The organism is uncultured Microbacterium sp., assembly GCF_963524805.1.
Classification (GTDB): domain Bacteria; phylum Actinomycetota; class Actinomycetes; order Actinomycetales; family Microbacteriaceae; genus Microbacterium.
Genome location: NZ_CAURGG010000004.1, coordinates 224,475 through 242,195, shown reverse-complemented (window position 1 = coordinate 242,195; position 17,721 = coordinate 224,475). Strand labels below are relative to the sequence as shown.

Annotated in this window: 17 protein-coding genes and 1 pseudogene; 6 read left to right on the top strand and 12 right to left on the bottom strand. The window is 70.6% G+C overall.

Features of this window, described 5'->3' with window-relative positions:
* Window positions 1–805 (bottom strand): annotated as a pseudogene (locus tag RWQ91_RS10920) (hypothetical protein); the annotation flags it as partial.
* A 208-nt stretch (window positions 806–1,013) separates the two neighbouring features.
* Between RWQ91_RS10920 and RWQ91_RS10915 the strand changes: the two are divergent.
* Window positions 1,014–2,216, top strand: a complete 1,203-nt coding sequence (locus tag RWQ91_RS10915) for a THUMP-like domain-containing protein (protein WP_314505885.1) — start codon at window positions 1,014–1,016, stop codon at window positions 2,214–2,216.
* Window positions 2,217–2,235: 19 nt separating this feature from the next.
* Here RWQ91_RS10915 and RWQ91_RS10910 read toward each other — a convergent pair whose 3' ends face one another.
* Genes RWQ91_RS10910 through tsaB form a run of 4 tightly spaced genes read right to left on the bottom strand, consistent with a single transcriptional unit; the run spans window position 2,236 to window position 4,965 of the window.
* Complete coding sequence (locus tag RWQ91_RS10910; RefSeq protein ID WP_314505883.1) at window positions 2,236–2,766, bottom strand: hypothetical protein; 531 nt, start codon at window positions 2,764–2,766, stop codon at window positions 2,236–2,238.
* On the bottom strand, window positions 2,763–3,839 hold the full coding sequence (gene tsaD / locus RWQ91_RS10905; RefSeq protein ID WP_314505882.1) for a tRNA (adenosine(37)-N6)-threonylcarbamoyltransferase complex transferase subunit TsaD: 1,077 nt from the start codon (window positions 3,837–3,839) through the stop codon (window positions 2,763–2,765). The genes RWQ91_RS10910 and tsaD overlap by 4 nt, the downstream gene beginning before the upstream one ends.
* Complete coding sequence (gene rimI / locus RWQ91_RS10900; RefSeq protein ID WP_314505881.1) at window positions 3,830–4,327, bottom strand: ribosomal protein S18-alanine N-acetyltransferase; 498 nt, start codon at window positions 4,325–4,327, stop codon at window positions 3,830–3,832. The genes tsaD and rimI overlap by 10 nt, the downstream gene beginning before the upstream one ends.
* Window positions 4,324–4,965: a tRNA (adenosine(37)-N6)-threonylcarbamoyltransferase complex dimerization subunit type 1 TsaB gene (gene tsaB / locus RWQ91_RS10895; RefSeq protein ID WP_314505878.1), complete on the bottom strand. Its 642-nt coding sequence runs from the start codon at window positions 4,963–4,965 to the stop codon at window positions 4,324–4,326. The genes rimI and tsaB overlap by 4 nt, the downstream gene beginning before the upstream one ends.
* A gap of 63 nt (window positions 4,966–5,028) precedes the next feature.
* On the opposite strand from tsaB, the gene RWQ91_RS10890 reads away from it, so the two are divergent.
* Window positions 5,029–5,994 carry an alpha/beta hydrolase gene (locus tag RWQ91_RS10890; RefSeq protein WP_314505877.1) on the top strand — a complete coding sequence of 322 codons (966 nt, stop codon included), beginning with the start codon at window positions 5,029–5,031 and terminating at the stop codon, window positions 5,992–5,994.
* A 93-nt stretch (window positions 5,995–6,087) separates the two neighbouring features.
* On the opposite strand, the gene tsaE is transcribed toward RWQ91_RS10890, so the two are convergent.
* The 7 genes from tsaE to RWQ91_RS10855 all read right to left on the bottom strand — a co-directional run bounded on the left by tsaE (window position 6,088) and on the right by RWQ91_RS10855 (window position 12,402).
* Window positions 6,088–6,591: a tRNA (adenosine(37)-N6)-threonylcarbamoyltransferase complex ATPase subunit type 1 TsaE gene (tsaE, locus tag RWQ91_RS10885; RefSeq protein ID WP_314505876.1), complete on the bottom strand. Its 504-nt coding sequence runs from the start codon at window positions 6,589–6,591 to the stop codon at window positions 6,088–6,090.
* A gap of 100 nt (window positions 6,592–6,691) precedes the next feature.
* Window positions 6,692–7,813: an alanine racemase gene (gene alr / locus RWQ91_RS10880; protein WP_314505875.1), complete on the bottom strand. Its 1,122-nt coding sequence runs from the start codon at window positions 7,811–7,813 to the stop codon at window positions 6,692–6,694.
* The gene (locus RWQ91_RS10875) at window positions 7,810–8,181 is read right to left on the bottom strand and encodes a holo-ACP synthase (RefSeq protein WP_314505874.1); all 372 of its coding nucleotides are present in this window, start codon (window positions 8,179–8,181) and stop codon (window positions 7,810–7,812) included. Before RWQ91_RS10875 ends, alr begins: the two co-directional genes overlap by 4 nt.
* Before the next feature lie 68 nt (window positions 8,182–8,249).
* The gene (locus RWQ91_RS10870) at window positions 8,250–8,906 is read right to left on the bottom strand and encodes a hypothetical protein (RefSeq protein WP_314505873.1); all 657 of its coding nucleotides are present in this window, start codon (window positions 8,904–8,906) and stop codon (window positions 8,250–8,252) included.
* Between the two features lie 159 nt (window positions 8,907–9,065).
* Window positions 9,066–10,919, bottom strand: a complete 1,854-nt coding sequence (gene glmS / locus RWQ91_RS10865; RefSeq protein WP_314505871.1) for a glutamine--fructose-6-phosphate transaminase (isomerizing) — start codon at window positions 10,917–10,919, stop codon at window positions 9,066–9,068.
* A 358-nt stretch (window positions 10,920–11,277) separates the two neighbouring features.
* Window positions 11,278–12,222, bottom strand: a complete 945-nt coding sequence (coaA, locus tag RWQ91_RS10860; RefSeq protein WP_314505870.1) for a type I pantothenate kinase — start codon at window positions 12,220–12,222, stop codon at window positions 11,278–11,280.
* Window positions 12,223–12,276: 54 nt separating this feature from the next.
* Entirely contained in the window at window positions 12,277–12,402 is a 126-nt protein-coding gene (locus RWQ91_RS10855) for a hypothetical protein (protein ID WP_314505868.1), read from the bottom strand.
* Window positions 12,403–12,703: 301 nt separating this feature from the next.
* Here RWQ91_RS10855 and RWQ91_RS10850 point away from each other — a divergent pair, with 301 nt between their 5' ends.
* From RWQ91_RS10850 to RWQ91_RS10835, 4 genes are all read left to right on the top strand, one after another.
* The gene (locus tag RWQ91_RS10850; RefSeq protein WP_314505866.1) at window positions 12,704–15,286 is read left to right on the top strand and encodes a DUF4062 domain-containing protein; all 2,583 of its coding nucleotides are present in this window, start codon (window positions 12,704–12,706) and stop codon (window positions 15,284–15,286) included.
* On the top strand, window positions 15,273–16,112 hold the full coding sequence (locus RWQ91_RS10845) for a hypothetical protein (protein ID WP_314505864.1): 840 nt from the start codon (window positions 15,273–15,275) through the stop codon (window positions 16,110–16,112). Before RWQ91_RS10850 ends, RWQ91_RS10845 begins: the two co-directional genes overlap by 14 nt.
* A 44-nt stretch (window positions 16,113–16,156) precedes the next feature.
* Window positions 16,157–16,984 (top strand): SGNH/GDSL hydrolase family protein, encoded by an 828-nt coding sequence (locus RWQ91_RS10840; RefSeq protein ID WP_314505863.1) that lies wholly within the window; start codon window positions 16,157–16,159, stop codon window positions 16,982–16,984.
* A gap of 191 nt (window positions 16,985–17,175) precedes the next feature.
* On the top strand, window positions 17,176–17,592 hold the full coding sequence (locus RWQ91_RS10835) for a hypothetical protein (protein WP_314505861.1): 417 nt from the start codon (window positions 17,176–17,178) through the stop codon (window positions 17,590–17,592).
* The last annotated feature ends 129 nt before the right edge of the window (window positions 17,593–17,721 follow it).

Here is a 17,721-nt window from a genome sequence, read left to right as displayed (position 1 = left end):
TGCCAGCACCGCCCGTGCCGTCGCCGCCGTCGCCACCCGGCTGGATGAGGCCACCTGCGCCACCGGCACCGCCGGTACCAGCACCACCGGTGCCAGAACCGCCCAGGCCACCCGAGCCGCTGCCGCCGCCCGTGCCACCGGCCGCACCGGCGCCGCCGAAGCCGTCACCAGCGTCGCCGCCGACTGCAAGAGCAACGCCGCCGTTACCCGACGAGGTCGTGATGTTCTGGTTGACCGACTGGTCGTTCGTGGTGGAACGGGCGTCGATGTCCAGGTCGAAGTCACCGCCACCGAGTGCCAGTCCCCCGCCGTCGCCTTCGTTCACGAAGTTGAGGTTGTCGAACCCGGCGTTGTACTGACGCGTGCCCGCGTTGACGGAGTGGTCGTCCTTGTTGAACGAGTTCTCGTTGTTCGAGTACAGGTCGTTGTACGAGTCGGTGTTGAACGAGTCGTCGTTGTTCGAGTAGTGGTCCGAGTAGTCGTTGAACGACTCGTCAGCGTTCGCCTGGCCGTATCCGATGGTGGTGTCCTCGTTGCCGACGTTGCTGCCTTCGTTGAAAGATTCTTCAGCGTTCGCCTGGCCGTAGCCGATCGTGCTGTCCTCGTTGTCGACGTTGCTGCCGTCGTTGTTGTCGGACATGTCGGTCCAGTTGCCGATGTTGCTGTCCTCGTTGTCGACATTGCTGCCGTCGTTGTTGTCGGACAGGTCGGTCCAGGAGTTATCCGAGTTGTCCGAGTTGTCATTCAGCGAGTCCTGCAGGTTCGCCTGCAGCCCCAGAAGGTTGGCGTTGTCTGATACAGCCATGATCTTTCCTCTGTTCGTAGAGTGCCCCAAGCGGTGCCTTGGTAAGAGTCTGGGACGTCAGCGTTCCGACGGCATCGGGGATGAACCCGGAGGTTCCCCACGACCGACTAGGGGAATGCGGGGGGTGATAGGGGGTCGGTAGGGGATGCCGACGGGGCCGGCTCGCGGCGGCCGCAGTGCAGGCCGGACGCCGAACTAGGCTGGCCGGGTGGAGATGGCCGAACTGACCGCCCTGCTCACCCCCGAGGGGCTGCGCCTCCTCGACGAGCAGGACGCGGCGGGCTCCATCGACGACATCGCGCGCATTGTCTCCCGGCTGCGCAAGGCCGGGCACTCCCCCGAACTGGTCTCCGCGGTGGTGGGGCAGGCGCGGCTGCGCGTCCGGGCGCGACCGAAGTTCGGCGAGTTCGCCGACAGGATGCTGTTCACCCGCGCGGGTCTGGAACAGGCCACGCGCCTGGCTGTCGCCGCGCGCCACGCCGGACGGTTCCGCGACGCCGGGATCGGAACGGTGGCAGACCTCGGCTGCGGCGTCGGCGGTGACGCGCTCGGATTCGCGGCGCTCGGCATCCGGGTTCTCGCGATCGAGGCCGACGAGGTGACGGCTGCCATCGCCGCGTACAACCTGGCGCCCTTCGGCGATCAGGTCACGGTCCGGCAGGGGCTCGCCGAGGAGGCTGACCTCGACGGAGTCGACGCCGTGTGGCTCGACCCGGCCCGACGCACGTCCGGGCACAGCGAAACCGCGCGCGTGCGGCCGGAGGATTATTCGCCCGCGCTCGACTGGGCGTTCGAGCTCGCCGGCCACATGCCCAGCGGCATCAAGCTCGGGCCGGGCCTGGATCGCGGGATGATTCCTCACGATGTCGAGGCGCAGTGGGTGAGCGCAGACGGGTCCACCGTCGAGCTCGTGCTGTGGTCTGGCCGGCTCGCCCGCGACGGGGTACGGCGGGCGGCCCTGACCATGCGCGGCGACCAGGCGTGGGAGCTGACGTCGCCGGGCGACGCCGAGGACGAGCCCGTGAGAGCTCTCGGTGCGTTCGTGCACGAACCGGACGGTGCGGTCATCCGTGCGCGGCTCATCGGCGAGGTCGCGCGGTCGCTCGAGGCGGGCATGCTCGCCCCTCAGATCGCCTATCTGACGTCGGATGCCGCGCTCACGAGCCCGTTCGTCCAGAGCTTCCGAGTGCGCGAGGTGCTCCCCGCCGATCCGCGCGCGCTGTCGCGGGCGCTGCGGGAGCGCGGCATCGGCCGACTGGAGATCAAGAAGCGCGGCGTCGACATCGACCCGGCGGCGTTGCGGACCGCACTGAAGTTGACGGGCGCCGAGTCCGCGACGCTGATCCTCACGCGGATCGGGTCGCAGCGCCTCGCGATCCTGGCAGATCGCGTCGCTCCCGAGCCCGGGTGAGCAGGGCCGCGGGGTCGGCTCAGGTCAACAGGGCGAGCAGGTCGGTGCGGGTCGCTGCGAACAGGAGCCAGCCCGCGCTGTAGATCAGCGAGACGACGCCGAGCACGAGCGCCCAGACGGCGGCCATCCGGCTCTCGAGGGGGCGCCGCAGGGCGACGATCGCGGTGATGATCGCGACGAGTCCGATCGGAAAGCCCCATCCGACGAACATCGCGACGATCAGCGCGGCGATGCCGAATCCCAGCGCCCAGGCAGCCACTCCGCGCGAGGGCGCGGCCGGCGGCGCGGGTGCCCACATCACCGGTGCGTCGAGATCCGGCGCGGTGACGATGGGAGCGACACCGATCGGAGCGGTCGGCCACCGCTCGAAGCCGCCGCGATGCGCTCCCGGCAGCGCCGATTCGGCTCCGACGGGGGCGACGTCGGCCGAAGGCGGCTCGACCGCGGCGGGGATGCGCGACTCTCGCACGTCGGGTGACGACTGCTCTCGCACCGCCGGGGTCCGTTCGCTGTCTCCCGGGCGAGCCGGCTCGTGGTCCGTGCCGCTCACCGGACCTGTTCCTCCACCTGGATCTCGGTGACGGGCAGCGTCGAATCCGCTCCGAATGCAAGCGTCGAGCTCTCACGACCCGCCATGATCAGCTCCGAGGCGAGGGCCGCGATCATCGCGCCGTTGTCGGTGCACAGCGACAGCGGGGGGATCCTCAGAGCGACGCCCGCGGCGTCCGCCCGCTCGGTCGCGACATCGCGCAGCCGGCGATTGGCGATGACACCGCCGCCGAGCAGCAGGCGCGGCACGCCGTTGTCGGCGCAGGCGGCGAGGGCCTTGGTGACCAGGACGTCGACGACCGCTTCGCGGAAGGATGCCGCCACGTCGGCGATCGCGATCGCCTCCCCGAGACCCTGCCGCTGCTCGGTCCAGCGCGCGACGGCGGTCTTGAGCCCCGAGAACGAGAAGTCGTAGCGGTGCTTCGCGAGGTCGGATGCGCGCGACAGCCCGCGCGGAAAGGCGATCGCCCTGGGATCGCCGGATGCTGCCGCCCGGTCGATCTCGGGACCGCCGGGGTAGGGCAGGCCGAGCAGCCGGGCGACCTTGTCGAAGGCCTCGCCGGCGGCGTCGTCGAGGGTCTCGCCGAGCAGCTCGACGTCGGAGGTGAGATCGCGCACGAGCAGCAGCGAGGTGTGCCCGCCGCTGACCAGCAGCGCCACGGTCGGGTACTCGAGGGGCGGCGCCTCCGGGTCCAGGATGTCGGCGGCGATGTGGCCCACGAGGTGGTTCACCGCATACAGAGGAGTGCCGAGCGAGACGGCGAGCGCCTTGGCGGCACCGATGCCCACCATCAGCGCGCCGGCCAGGCCCGGCCCGGACGTGACCGCGATCGCGTCCAGGTCCTGCAGCGACACCTCGGCCTCCGCCAACGCCGCCTGGATCGACGGACCCAGCGCTTCGAGGTGCGCCCGCGCGGCGACTTCGGGAACCACGCCGCCGTACCGCGCGTGCTCGTCCATGCTGCTGGCGATCGTGTTGCTCAGCAGCGTCCGGCCGCGGACGATCCCGATGCCGGTCTCATCGCAGCTCGTCTCGATGCCGAGTACGAGGGGCTCGACGCGGTTCACGTGCATGCTCCCGCGTCGGCGGCATCCACCGAGTGGCGTGCGATCCACCCCGACAGGACAAGCTTCATCACGATCGCATCCACGCCATCGGGCTGGTAGTACCGCGGCCGGCGGCCCACCTCTGCGAATCCCTCCGACGCGTACAGCGCCTGCGCCACCGGGTTGTCGGCGCGCACCTCGAGGAACACATCGCGGATGCCGCGCCGCTCCGCCTCGCCGAGAAGCTCGCGCAGCAGCGCCCGGCCACGGCCGTGCCCGCGGGCACCGGATGAGATCGTGATCGTCTGGATGTCGGCATCCGCCGCCCCGCGCGGCGCGCGCAGCCCGGCGTAGCCGATCAGGCGGCCGCCCTCCTCGACGACGACGTACCAGCCGTGCGCGGAGGCGAGCTCCTCGCGCATCATCGCATCCGACCACGCGTCCGTGGGGAACGAGGCGCGCTCGAGCGCCATGATCCCATCGAGGTCCTCGGCGGTCGCGGGGCGCGTGCTCATGCGGTCACCCGCTTCGGTCTGTGCGACGCGGTGACGTCCGGCGAGCGCAGGTACAGCGGCTCCGTCATCGCCGGCACACGGCCTGCCTGCACCGCCCGGCCCGCCAGGATCGCGACCATTGCGCCGGGAACCGCCGCGGCGTCGCGGCGCTGCGCACCGAGCGAATCCAGGTGCGCGTCGAGCTCGTCGCGCGGGATGAGCGCCGGCTCTGTCGCGCGCACCGGCAGGCCGTCCGCATCGATGCCGTCGTACACTGTGAAGGCGAACTCGCGGCGCCGCGCATCGGTCACCACGGCGAACCGGCCCGCCTCCACGCCGGTCAGCGCGGCGGCGAAGAACACCTCGAGCGCGACGGCATCGTGGCTCACGACGGGGACGACGGGGATGCCGCGCCCCAGGGCGAACGCACGCGCCGCGGCGATCCCCACGCGAAGCCCGGTGAAGGGGCCTGGGCCCATGCCGGCCGCGACATACGTGAGCGCTCCCTCGCCCGCATCATCCAGCGCCTGTTCGAGCAGGTCGCCGATCGCCTCGGCGTGGCCGAGCGGATTCGCGCTCGAGCGCTCCGCGCGCACGACACCGTCGTCGTCGGCCACCGCGACAGCAGTGCCGACCGAGGTGTCGATGGCGAGGATCATGCTTCCAGGGTAGTCGGCGGCACGACGGGGAAACCGTTCCGGGCCCGGCGACGAAGAGAGGGTGTGAACCCGCTCCCGCACCCCCTTCCGCTCCGCACCGACGGCGCGACCCTCGGCCTTCGTCGGCTGGTCGTGCCGACGTCGGTCGGCGAGGTGGTGGTGCACGCCGGGCGCGAGCGCAGCCTGGGGGAAACCCGAGGCCCCGCGACGATCCTCCTGCACGGGGCGGCCGGATCGTGGACGACCTGGACGCCGCTCGTGGCGGCATCCGATCTGTCCCCCGCTCCGCTCACCGATGTGATCGCGATCGATCTGCCGGGCTGGGGCCACAGCGTCGATGGTGACAGGGTGCGCACGGTCGGTGACGTCTCGGATGCCGTCGCCCAGGTCGCCCGCGCGCTCGGGTACTCCTCATGGCGGGTGGTCGGGCATTCGCTCGGAGGGTTCATCGCCCTCGATGTGGCAGCCCGCCATCGCGACGCCACGCTCGGCGTGACGCTCGTCTCCGCCACCGGCACCGGCGTGATCGATGCCGTCCGCCGCCCGCTACGCGGAGGCATCGCCCTGCCGTGGTTCGCGGGCATGCTGCTGGCGTTGCGGATCCTGGCCGCGTTCGGTCAGGCCGGCACGGCGCTGGTCCGGGTGCTGGACCGACTCGGCTGGCTGCCCGCACTGTCGTCGCCGCTGTTCTCCGGGCCCGTGCATCCGTCCGTGATCGCCGCGCTTGCCGGCGAAGTGCGCCCCGGGGCGTTCGCGCGGGCGGCGCGGCTCGCGGCCGAGTACGAAGTGCGCACGTGGACCGGCATCGCGTGCCCGGTGCGCTCGGTGCGCGGCGTGCGTGACGTCTTCGCCGGCGAGACGGACGCCGCGGCTCTGGTGGCGCTGGTCCCGGACTTCGCCGAGGTGCGCCTGCGCGACGCCGGGCATTTCGCCCACATCGAGCGCCCGGATGCGGTGCTCGAAGCGATCGGCGCGACCGCGCGGATCCGCCTCGGAGTCACGGGCCGGCGCCGCGCCATCCCTCGCTGATCGGGCCCTTCCGGCGCCGACGTTCATGGACGAGACACGCCGCTTCGTGCGCACGCGAAGCGGCGTGTCCCGCCCGTGAACGTCCGCGGCCGGTCACGGGCGGCGCGAGACGGTGACCGTCCGTGGGGCGTCGGCGTCGAGCTCTTCGCTCGCCCGCGAGAGATCGCCGCACATCGTGTCGGCGCCGCGGCCGCCGAGCTCGCGCTCCAGCTCGACCTCCCACCACGTATCGCGGATGCCGTCCACCATGCCCTTGCCCCACTCGACGATCACGACCGAGCGGTCGACATCGATGTCCAGGTCGTCGAGCTCGAGCGCCGAGCCCAGCCGGTAGGCGTCCACGTGCACGAGCGGCGGACCGCCCACCAGTGACGGGTGGGTGCGCGCGATCACGAAGGTGGGGCTCTGCACCGGACCCCGCACGCCGAGCCCCGCAGCGATGCCCCGCGTCAGGGTCGTCTTCCCTGCGCCGAGCGCGCCCGTCAGGACGACCAGGTCGCCGGGGCGCAGCATCCGCCCGATCTCCTCGCCGAAGGCTTCCATGTCCGCGGGCGAGGCGATCTCGCGGCGGCCGAGGAGAGGCTCGAGCCCGGTCATTGCTGCTCCGGTCGGCGGAAGGCTGCCCCGGAGGGCGCCTCAACGGCACCACGGGTCACACAGATCACCGTCCACCCGACGACCGGCCCGCAGTGGACGCTCACGTCGAGACCTGCCGGCGCGGCACCCGCGGTCCGATGCGCGTGACGACCTCGTAGTTGATCGTGCCGGCGGCCTCGGCCCAGTCGTCGGCGGCGGGAGCGCCGAGCGTCGGGTCGCCGAACAGCACGACCTCGTCGCCCACCGCGACCGCGGCATCTGCGACATCGACGACGAACTGGTCCATCGCGATGCGCCCGGCAACCCGGTATCGATGTCCCCCGATCTCGACCGGCCCCGCGCCGGAGGCGTGGCGCGGCACCCCGTCGGCGTAGCCGAGCGGCACGAGCGCGAGCGTGGTGTCGCGGTCGGTGCGGTAGTCGTAGCCGTACGAGACCCCGTGCCCGGCCGGCACGCGCCGCACCGCCGCGACGGCGGCGCGGAGGGTCATCGCCGGGCGCAGGCCGAGGTCGGCCGACGAGCGGTCAGCGAACGGCGAGAGGCCGTAGACCCCCAAGCCCACCCGGACGCACCCGAGCCGCGCCTCCGGCAGTGCGATCGCCGCGTGCGTCGCCGCGATGTGCCGCAGCGGCGGGGCGAGGCCCGCGGCCGAGGCCGTGGCGACAGCATCCTGAAACGCATGCAGCGCGGCGCGGTCGTCCTCGGCCGATGCATTGGAGAGGTGACTGAACAGCCCGATGACCCGCAGCCTGCCGATGCGCTCGAGCCGCGCGGCCTCGGAGAAGACCCGGTGATAGTCCTCCGGCGCGATGCCGTTTCGGCCGAGGCCCGTCTCGAGCTTGAGGTGCACGCCGACGGCTCGATCCGAGGATGCCGCCGCCGCGGCCTGCAGCTGATCGAAGCTCGAGATGCCCAGCTCGACCCCGGCCCAGGCGGCCTCGGCGAAGTCCGCGCCCGGCGCGTGCAGCCAGGCGAGGATCGGGGCTGTGATTCCGCCGCGGCGGAGGGCCAGCGCCTCGCCGACGTCGGCGACGCCGAGCCGGCTCGCCCCGCCCTCGAGCGCGCCGGCGGCCGCCCGGACAGCTCCGTGCCCGTATCCGTCGGCCTTCACGACCGCGATGACCTCGGATTCCGTGAGCTTCCGCAGGTGCCGCACGTTGGTGGCGATCGCTCCGACGTCGATGCTCGCCTCGCGCAGCACGCCGGCGGGCAGACGGCTCACGCGCCCGCTCCGGTGTCGGCCGCCTCGGCGACCACGAACGCCGTCGCGAACCCCGCGTCGTGCGACATCGACAGGTGCAGGTTCGTGATGCCGCGCTCCGCGATCACCGCGGCGGTCGAGCCGGTGAGCGTGAACCACGGGCGTCCGGATTCCTCGGGGGTGATCTCGATCTCGGTCCAGTGCACGCCGTCCGAGCCGCCCAGCGCCTTGATGAGCGCTTCCTTCGCGGCATAACGCGCGGCGAGCGAGCGCGGTGGCCGCGTGCGTTCACCCGGCGAGAACAGCCGCTCGAGCAGTCTCGGCGTACGCTCCAGCGTGCGCTCGAAGCGGGCGATGTCGACCAGGTCGACGCCGATCCCCACGATCATCGCCGCCCCCGCATCCGCACTCCGCCACTTTATCCCGCGGCAGGGTGCGGATGCGGGCGACCTGGACGCTAAGACCCGGGCGCGGTGAGGTAGACGTACTCGCCGTTGGAATCCAGATTGGCGATGTTCGTGGACACCACGTTCAGAGCCGGCGTCGCGCTGGGGCTTACAAACGCCGTCCACGAGCCCTTCACGCTCACGCTGTTGCCATTGCCGAACGGAGCACGGAAGTGGAAGCGCGCATCCAGATCGAGTGTTCCCGCCACAGTCACCGGCGTGGAGAGCGTCCTGTAGTCGATCCGGTAGGTGTAGTAGCCCCCGGAGTCCGGGCCGGCCACCTTGACAGGCTTCTTCCAGTAGTTCTCGCCGACGTTGTTCCTCGGGGCCCACGCGGAGTCGTCGATGTTCTTGTTGATGTAGGCGTACACCGAAACGTTGGTCACCATCTGTCCGACGACGACGCCGGTGATCTGTTCGTAGCCGGTCGCCGGGTGCTGAGAGTCCAAGCCGATCAGATCGATGTAGTTGGCGTTGTTCTCCCGGGTGTACCACGCCTTGAACTTGGCTTTGACCCCGTTCTTGGTGGATCCCGGCGAGGCGGCGTAGGCCGGTACGGGTGCCGCGAAGGCGATCACGGGCACCGCCCATGCTGCCGTCTTGACCAGTGACCGACGGCTGACGCCCTCGATCTGGTTGTTTTCGGGCGCGCGAGTAACGTCGTTCATATTCATCCCCAGTTCACTGGCACTCGGGTGTGCCATGCCGCGAGTGGTCCCACACCTCTCGCTGTTGGCGAACCTAGCACAGCCCGAAAGCCGCCTGCCAATCAGGCGGATGCCGTGATTCGGGCGCACCCAGAAGCGGCCGAAAAGCCGCGCCGGAACCTACTCGACCGTGACGGATTTCGCGAGATTGCGCGGCTGGTCCACGTCCAGACCCTTCGCCATCGACAGTCCCATCGCGAAGATGTGCAGCGGGACCACGGCCAGCAGCGGCTCGAACAGCGGCCCGGCGAGCGGGATCCGCAGCACCTCGTCGGCGTACGGCAGGACCGCGGCATCCCCCTCTTCGGCGATCGCGATGACGCGGGCGCCACGTGCGCGGATCTCCTCGATGTTGGAGACGACCTTCTTGTGCAGCTCCGCCGACTCCCGCGGCGACGGCACGATCACGAACACGGGCTGCCCCGCCTCGATCAGCGCGATCGGTCCGTGCTTGAGCTCGCCGGCGGCGAACCCCTCGGCGTGGATGTACGCGAGCTCCTTGAGCTTGAGCGCGCCCTCGAGAGCGATCGGGTACCCGACGTGGCGGCCCAGGAACAGGACCGAGCGGGTGTCGCCCATCCAGTGCGCGAGCTGCTGGATGCGCTCCTGCTCCTCGTCGATGACGCGGCGGATCTTGTCGGGGATCGACTCGAGCTCGAGCACGTGCTGTGCCGCCTCGGTCGCACCGACGGTGCCGCGGACGCGCCCGACGTGCAGGCCGAGCAGGTACAGCGCGGTGATCTGCGCGACGAAGGCCTTGGTCGAGGCGACAGCGACCTCGGGGCCCGCGTGCGTGTAGACGATCGCGTCGGACTCGCGCGGGATCGTCGCGCCCTGCGTGTTGCAGATCGACAGGGTGCGCGCCCCCCGCTCGCGGGCGTACTTGACGGCCATGAGGGTGTCCATGGTCTCGCCGGACTGCGAGATCGACACGATCAGCGTGTCGGGTCCGATCACCGGGTTGCGGTAGCGGAACTCGTGCGCGAGCTCGACGTCGACCGGCACGCGCGCCCACTGCTCGATCGCGTACTTGCCCACCAGGCCGGCGTAGGCGGCGGTGCCGCACGCGACGATGATGATGCGCTGGATGCCGGCGAACAGCTCATCGAGACCGTCGAGCTCCGGGATCACGACCTGGCCGTCGCGCGTGCGACCCAGGATCGTCTTGAGGACGGCTTCGGGCTCTTCGCTGATCTCCTTGGCCATGAAGCTCGACCAGCCGCCCTTGTCGGCGGCCGACGCATCCCAGAGGATCTCGAACGGCTCGACCTCGACGCTCTCGCCGAAGAAGTCCGTCACCGTGACGCCGCCGGGTGTGATCGAGACGATCTGGTCCTGCCCGATCGCGAGCGCGTTGCGCGTGTGCTCGACGAATGCGGCGACGTCCGAGCCGAGGAAGTTCTCCCCCTCGCCCAGGCCGATGACCAGCGGCGAGTTGCGGCGGGCACCGACGACGAGTCCCGGGTGGTCCTCGTGCATCGCGAGCAGCGTGAAGGCGCCCTCGAGTCTGCTGACCACGGCGCGGAAGGCGGCCTCGAGGTTCCCGCCTGCGGCGTCGTACTCGCGGCCGAGCAGGATGGCGGCAGCCTCCGTGTCGGTCTCGCTGCGGAAGGTGTAGCCCTCCGAGAGCAGGTCCGCCTTGATCTCGGCGAAGTTCTCGATGATGCCGTTGTGGATCACGGCGAGCTTGTCATCGTCGGCGAGGTGCGGGTGGGCGTTCGTGTCGGTCGGTCCGCCGTGCGTCGCCCAGCGGGTGTGGCCGATGCCGGTCGTGCCATCGGCCATCGGGTGCGCGTCGAGGTCGTCCCGCAGCACCTTGAGCTTGCCGGCGCGCTTGCGCATCCCCAGGTCTCCCTCGCCGTCGATCACAGCGATGCCGGCGGAGTCGTACCCGCGGTATTCGAGCCGGGCGAGGCCCGCGAGAAGGATGGCCTGGCTGTCGCGAGGGCCCACGTATCCGACGATTCCACACATGCGCCCAATCCTACGGTGGGGCCGTGCGAACATCCTGAGCGCGGCATCCGGCGCCCGCATGCCATGATCACGCCGGTTCGGACGCCGCACTCACAGGAGACCGGGATGTTTTGGGGAGGAGACGGAACGGGATGCCGCGGTCCCCACTGCAGCACCCCGTCCCGGGTTGGAGGGGCGACTCAGGTGGCGACGTCTCGATCGCCGGGCGACATCGCCGCGGGCACGCCGGAAACCATGATCATCCCCATCTTCGTCGCGGTACGGCTGCTTCTTCGGGTCGCAACCGGAATCCGTCACCCCAAATGACGGACCCAGGGCGAAAGTAGCACAGTCCCCGTGGGGACTGTCAACATGCGCGTCAGAGTTTGCGCAGGAGCACCCGCTCGACGGTGTGCGTGGCGCCCTTCTGCAGGATCAGCCGGGCCTGGTGCTTGGTGGGCAGCACGTTCTCGCGCAGGTTCGGCAGGTTGATCTCGTTCCAGTAGCCCATCGCAGTCTGCACCGCCTCCTCGTCAGACAGGTGCGAGAAGACGTTGAAGAACGAACTCGGGTTGGCGAACGCTCCGCGCCGCAGGGCGAGGAACCGGTCGACATACCACGTCGCGATGTGATCGGTTGCGGCATCCACGTAGATGGAGAAGTCGAACAGCTCGCTCACCGCCATGTCCCCCGGCGAGGGCGAGGGCTGCAGGACGTTCAGGCCCTCGACGATCACGACGTCGGGGCGGCGCACGGTGACGTGCGCGTCCGGGACGATGTCGTAGCGCATGTGCGAGTAGAAGGGGGCGCGTGCCTCGGGAGCGCCGCTCTTGACGTCGGTCAGGAAGCGCACGAGCGCGCGGCGGTCGTAGGACTCGGGGAAGCCCTTGCGGTCCATCAAGCCCCGCCGCTCGAGCTCGGCGTTGGGGTAGAGGAAGCCGTCGGTCGTCACGAGCTCGACGCGCGGCGTGCCCGGCCAGCGGCTCATCAGCTCGCGCAGCAGTCGGGCGATCGTCGACTTGCCGACAGCGACGCTGCCGGCGACCGCGACCACGAAGGGCGTCGTCGTGTCGGACTCCCGCAGGAACGAGCTCGTGTCGGCGCCCAGGCGCTTGGTCGCGTTCGCGTACAGGCTCAGCAGCCGGCTGAGCGGCAGGTACACCTCGCGCACCTCTGCCATGTCGAGCAGGTCACCGATGCCGCGGATCTGCACGATCTCGGTCTCGGCGAGCGGCTGCGCCATGTCGGCGGCGAGCCGGGCCCAGTCCGCGCGGTCGATCTCGCGGTACAGCGAGAGGGCGGGGGCGGCGGCGTCGGCGGACATCCGCAACATCGTATCGGGTGGGATGCCGCAGCCCCGGCTCGGGCCTGGTACGACTCAGCGACCGTAGTAGTACTCCACGCCTGTGCGCGAGCCGACCACCAGCAGGGCATAGGCGCCGATGACACCGGTCGCGGCGGTCACGGTGAGCACGACGAACACCCGCGCGAGGGATCTGAGCATGGATGGAACTCCGTGGGTGGCGAGGCAGAGACCCCCGGTGCTGGGGGGAACCGGGGGTCTCTCTTCCGCTTGGGGACCTTCTGCAAGCCGCCAGAACCCGAATCGGGCGGCTCGTGCATCAGCGGGGGGATGCTGCCCTTCGAGCCTAGGAAACGATGCGAGGCGCGTCTGTCCCCACTTCGGCGGACAGGTCGCCGGGCGGCGGCATCGGGCTGTCCCCTCTTCGGTGGACAGGGCCCCGGACCCTGACAGCGGGGAAACAATGGTGGCGCTCGAGCCCCGCCTGCGCCACACTGCTGGAATGGACGCTCACCCGGCGTCGATCCGCACTCCCGACCAGCGCATCCGGGTCTTCTTGAGCTCCACCCTCCGCGAATTGGAGCCCGAGCGCGAAGCGGCGCGTGCCGCGATCGAATCGCTTCGGCTGGCCCCGGTGATGTTCGAACTGGGAGCCCGGCCGCATCCGCCGCGCTCGCTCTACCGCGCATACCTCGCGCAGAGCGACATCTTCGTCGGGCTGTACTGGCAGAGCTACGGGTGGGTCGCACCCGATGAAGCGGTGTCCGGCCTCGAAGACGAGTATCGGCTCTCGGGGCGCATGCCGCATCTCATCTACATCAAGCAGCCGGCACCGGAACGCGATCCGCGCCTCGAAGAGCTGCTGGACGGCATCCGCGAGGACGATCACAGCTCGTACCGCGCGTTCGAGTCCCCGGAAGAGCTCGGCGAGCTCATCGTGTCCGACCTCGCCACCCTGCTGGCGGACAGGTTCGACGCGTCCCGCGCGACGCCCGCGGCCGCGCCGGGCACCGCATCCAAGATCCCTGCCCCCTACACGACCCTCGTCGGCCGCACCGCCGAGCACGACGAGGTCATCCAGATGCTGTCGAGCCCGGGCGTGCGCATCGTGACGATCGTGGGGCCGGGCGGGATCGGCAAGTCCCGGCTGGCGATCGACGTCGCCGAGGCGATCGCCGCCGGCGGCCGCGAAGTGGCCTTCGCGACGCTCGAGTCGGTGACATCCCCCGACCGCGTCATCAGCGTGATCGCGCGCGCGGTCGGCGTCCGCGAGACCGGCGACGAGCCCCTGGAGACGAAGCTGGTCACCGCGCTGTCCGGCCGGGACCTGCTGCTCGTGATCGACAACATGGAGCATCTGCTCGATGCGACGCCCGAGCTCGTCGACCTCATCACGCGCCTGCCGCACCTGCAGCTGCTCGTGACGAGCCGTTCGCCGCTGCGGGTGCGGGCGGAGCGGACGTTCGAGCTCGGACCGCTCGATGTGCCGGCGCCCGACACGTCGTCACGGGATGCCGCCGCCACGAGCGCCGTCACGCTGTTCGTCGAGCGGGCCACGGCCCTCAACCCCGCCTTCGAGCTCACCGACGCCGCCACGGCCGATGTCGCGGGCATCGTCCGCGCGCTCGACGGCGTGCCCCTGGCGATCGAGCTCGCCGCCGCCCGGACGCGGACGATGTCCGCCGGGGAGATCCTGGAGCGGCTCGACTCCGCCCTCAGCCTCCTGGTCGGCGGGGCGCGCGACCTGCCGGAACGCCAGCGCACGGTCCGCAGCACGATCGAGTGGAGCGTGCGGCTGCTGGATCCGGCGACGACCGCGGCCTTCGAGGCGCTCTCGGTCTTCTCGGGACCGTTCAGCTTCGAGGCGGCCGAGGCCGTGCTCGACGCGGGGGAAGGCGCCGACGCCTACACCGTCATGGAGGCCCTGATCGACACGAGCCTGCTCGGGCAGCACGAGCGCAACGGCGAGCGCGTGTTCTCGATGCTGGCGCTGGTGCGGGCGTTCGCCCGGGACCGGGCCGAAGCTGAGGCTTCGGCATCCGGGACCGCGCAGGCGCGCGAACGCTGGGTGTCGTACTACCTCGCCCTGGCCGGCCAGTCACCGGCGCGACTGCGGGGCGCCGGTCAGCTGGGCTGGATGCGCCGGCTGGATGCCGCCTCCGAGAACCTCGCGTCGGTGATGCGGTACCTGCTCGACCGGTCACGCCTCGACGAGGCCGCGGAGTACGCCTGGTCGCTGTACTTGTACCTGTGGGTCGCGGGCCTGCTCGGGGTCGTGCGCGACTGGATGGCCGAGCTGCTCGAGCATGCTGAGCGGGACGCCATCGCACTTCCGCCGCGCACCGAGGCGATCGCCCTTTATTACACGCGCGCTGTCGCGTTCTGGCAGGACCCCGAACTGGATGTGCGCCCCGGCCTCGAGCGCAGCGCCGGGCTGTTCGATCAGGCCGGCGAGCCGTTCGGTGCCGCGCTGGCCCGGGTGTCCCTCGCGCTGGGCCACCTCGCGGCACCGACCAACCCGGACGTGGATGCGGCGCGAGGCACCCTGGACCGCAGCCTGACCGGGTTCGCTCAGGCCGGTGACGCCTGGGGCCAGGCGATGACCCACGTGACGCTCGGACGCATCGACCTGGCCGTGCAGAACGTTCCGGGCGCTGCCGCGCACTTCGACGAGAGCTGTCGCCTCGCCGCGGAGGCTGGCGAGATGCTCGGCCTCGTGATCGCGCAGCACCACCGCGGGTGGCCCAAGCTGTACGGCGGCGACATCGACGGGGCGGAGGACGATTTCGCCGAGGCCCTCGACATGTCCCTCGCCATGCGTCACGACGAGGGCATCGCGTACGGGCTGCAGGGACTCACCGGCATCCGCGCGGCGCGGGGCGACGCCTCGCAGACCGGCCTCCTGCTCGGGGCCGCCCAGCGCCTGCGGCGACGCACCGGGCTGGTCAACACCGCCGGTTTCACTCTGGAAGGACCCTTCGTGGCCGCCCTGCGCGAGCACGGCGGCGCCGCGGCGCTCGATGCGGCGGCCGCCGAGGGCGCCGAGCTGCCCATCGCGGAGGTGCTCGCCCGTGTCACCCGCTGAGCCCGGACCCGACCGCGTGCTGCCGGTCACGAGAGTGGTCGCGCTCGTGATCGTGCCGTTCCTCGTGGCCGCCGCCTTCCTGCTGTTCGTGTTTCCCGCCCGCACCGGCGAACTCTTCGCGTGGGCGATCGCGCCGCCGGTGTCGGCGTACATGCTCGGTTCTGCATACGTCGGCGGGATCTGGTTCTTCCTCGGAGTCGCCGTGACGAAAAGATGGCATCGGGTCGCGCCCGGCTTTCCGGCGGTCGTCGTGTTCGCCGGCGGTCTGCTGGTCGCCACGCTGCTGCACCTCGACCGCTTCTCGCAGAACCTCTCGTTCTCCACGTGGATTGTGCTGTACGCGACGACCCCCTTCGCCGTCGCGTGGCTGTGGTGGATGCAGCGGCGCAGCGATGACGGACGCCTCGATGTGCCCGACTCCCGGGTCCCGCGGCCCGTTCGCGGAGTCATGCTTGCGGTGGGTGCGGCATCGCTGGTCACCGGAGCGGTGATGTTCCTGGCCCCGTCACTTGTGATCCCGTTCTGGGCGTGGGAACTCACGCCGCTCACGGCGCAGGTGCTCGGCGCGGTGCTGTCCCTGCCGGGGATCGTGGCGATCGGGTTCCTGCGCGACGACCGCTGGAGCTCGTTCCGCATCCTGTTCCAGGCCCAGCTGGTGAGCCTGGTCGCGATCATCTGCTCGCTGATCGCCGGTCGAGACGCCCTGCTGTGGGATCGGCTCGCGACACCCGCGTTCCTCGCGCTGATCGCGGTCGCGTTCATCGGGTACGCGACGCTGACCGCCGGAATGGAGATCCGCATCCGGCGGTCTGTGAAGAACGTCTGAGCCGGACGTATCCGGTGGCTCACGTTCAGGACTATGGTTCAGTCATGTCAGCACACCCTCGCCCGGGTCGCCGCGGCCTGCGCTCCAGCGCCGCCGTCGCCATCGCCCTCCTCGCTCTGATCTTCGGAGTCACCGCCCCCGCTTACGCTGCGAAACCCACGACACCTGTCGTCGAAAAGTACGTCTCGCTCGGCGACTCGTACGCGGCAGGCCAGGGCGCGAGCGATTCGCTGGACTCCTGCCAGCACACCGCGGCTGCCTACCCGGTGCTGCTCGATGCAGCCCCTGGCATCAACCTTCTGCGCACTCCGGCCTGCAGCGGTGCCACCATCGCCGATGTCACTGCGACCCAGTTGTCGCAGGTGAACCGCGGCACGACCCTCGTGACGCTCACGGTCGGCGCCAACGATGTGGGTGCCGGCGCCATCTACACCACCTGCTCGGTCGCGCCCACCTCGGACGCCTGTGAGGCAGCGCTCGACTCGGCACAGGAAGCGCTGAATTCCGGCCTTATCGGGCAGGACCTGTTCGCGCTGATCCGCGCGATCGCCGAGCGTGCGCCGAATGCGCGCATCATCGTTACCGACTACCCGCTGCCATTTAAACTTCCCTCCAATGAATGGATCCCGAACTACGTCGACGGGGCCACGGCCATACTGAACGACCAGATCGCCGGTGCGGTGGCGGCTGCGGCCGAGTGGGCCACGAATGTCGAGCTGGCGAGCGTTGCCGACGACTTCGTGGGGCACCAGGTGGGCAATGCTGACCCGTGGCTGGGCGCGAATCCCGCGGATCCGATCACCTTCCTGCACCCGACAGCCGCCGGCCAGGCCGCCTACCGCGACGCGATCCTCTGGGCGCTCGCGAACTGACAAGCCAGCGCCGAGAAGGCGCCTCCGCCGCCGAGGTGGTGGGTTCGGTCCCAAGAAGGTGCACCTTCTCGGGCTCGAACCCACCTTCTCGCGCCTTAACCCGCCTTCTCGCGGCGCTCGCTCGCGTAGCACGGGCCGCGCCCGCGCGCCAGGGCTCCCGGCGCCGCGGCTCGGTGCGTAGGGTCCGCTCTATGGATGAGACCACGAGCAACGACCCGACCGGCATGACCCCCGAAGAGAAGCGGCGCGATCAGCTGCTGTCCGCGCCGGGCGCCGTCGAGAGCGACGCCGACCCGCGCATCGAGGTCAGCGAGCACGACGGCAACACGCGCATCGACATCGCACCCGACGCAGCGGTGCGTCCCGGCAACCCGTTCGAAGACCCGGACGGCGGTGCGCTCGAGGGCCCCGACGTCGAGACCTCCACAGCCGACGGGGCGCCGAAGGGCGACAGCGGCCAGGCGGGCACCGATCCGGACGGGACCGAGAAGCCCGGCGGTCTCGGCCAGGACGGCACGATTCCCGCCGACCCATCCGGCATCGCGGCCGGCCACACCGGCGAGGTGTCGACCTTCGAGCCCGAAGAGGACGAGGCCGCCCCGGCCTGACGCCACCACCCCACCCGCTTCATCCGTCACCCGCGTACGCGAAAGAAGCCCATCGGCGTACCCCGGTGACGGACGAACGAGACCCACCCGCTTCATCCGTCACCCGCGTACGCGAAAGAAGCCCATCGG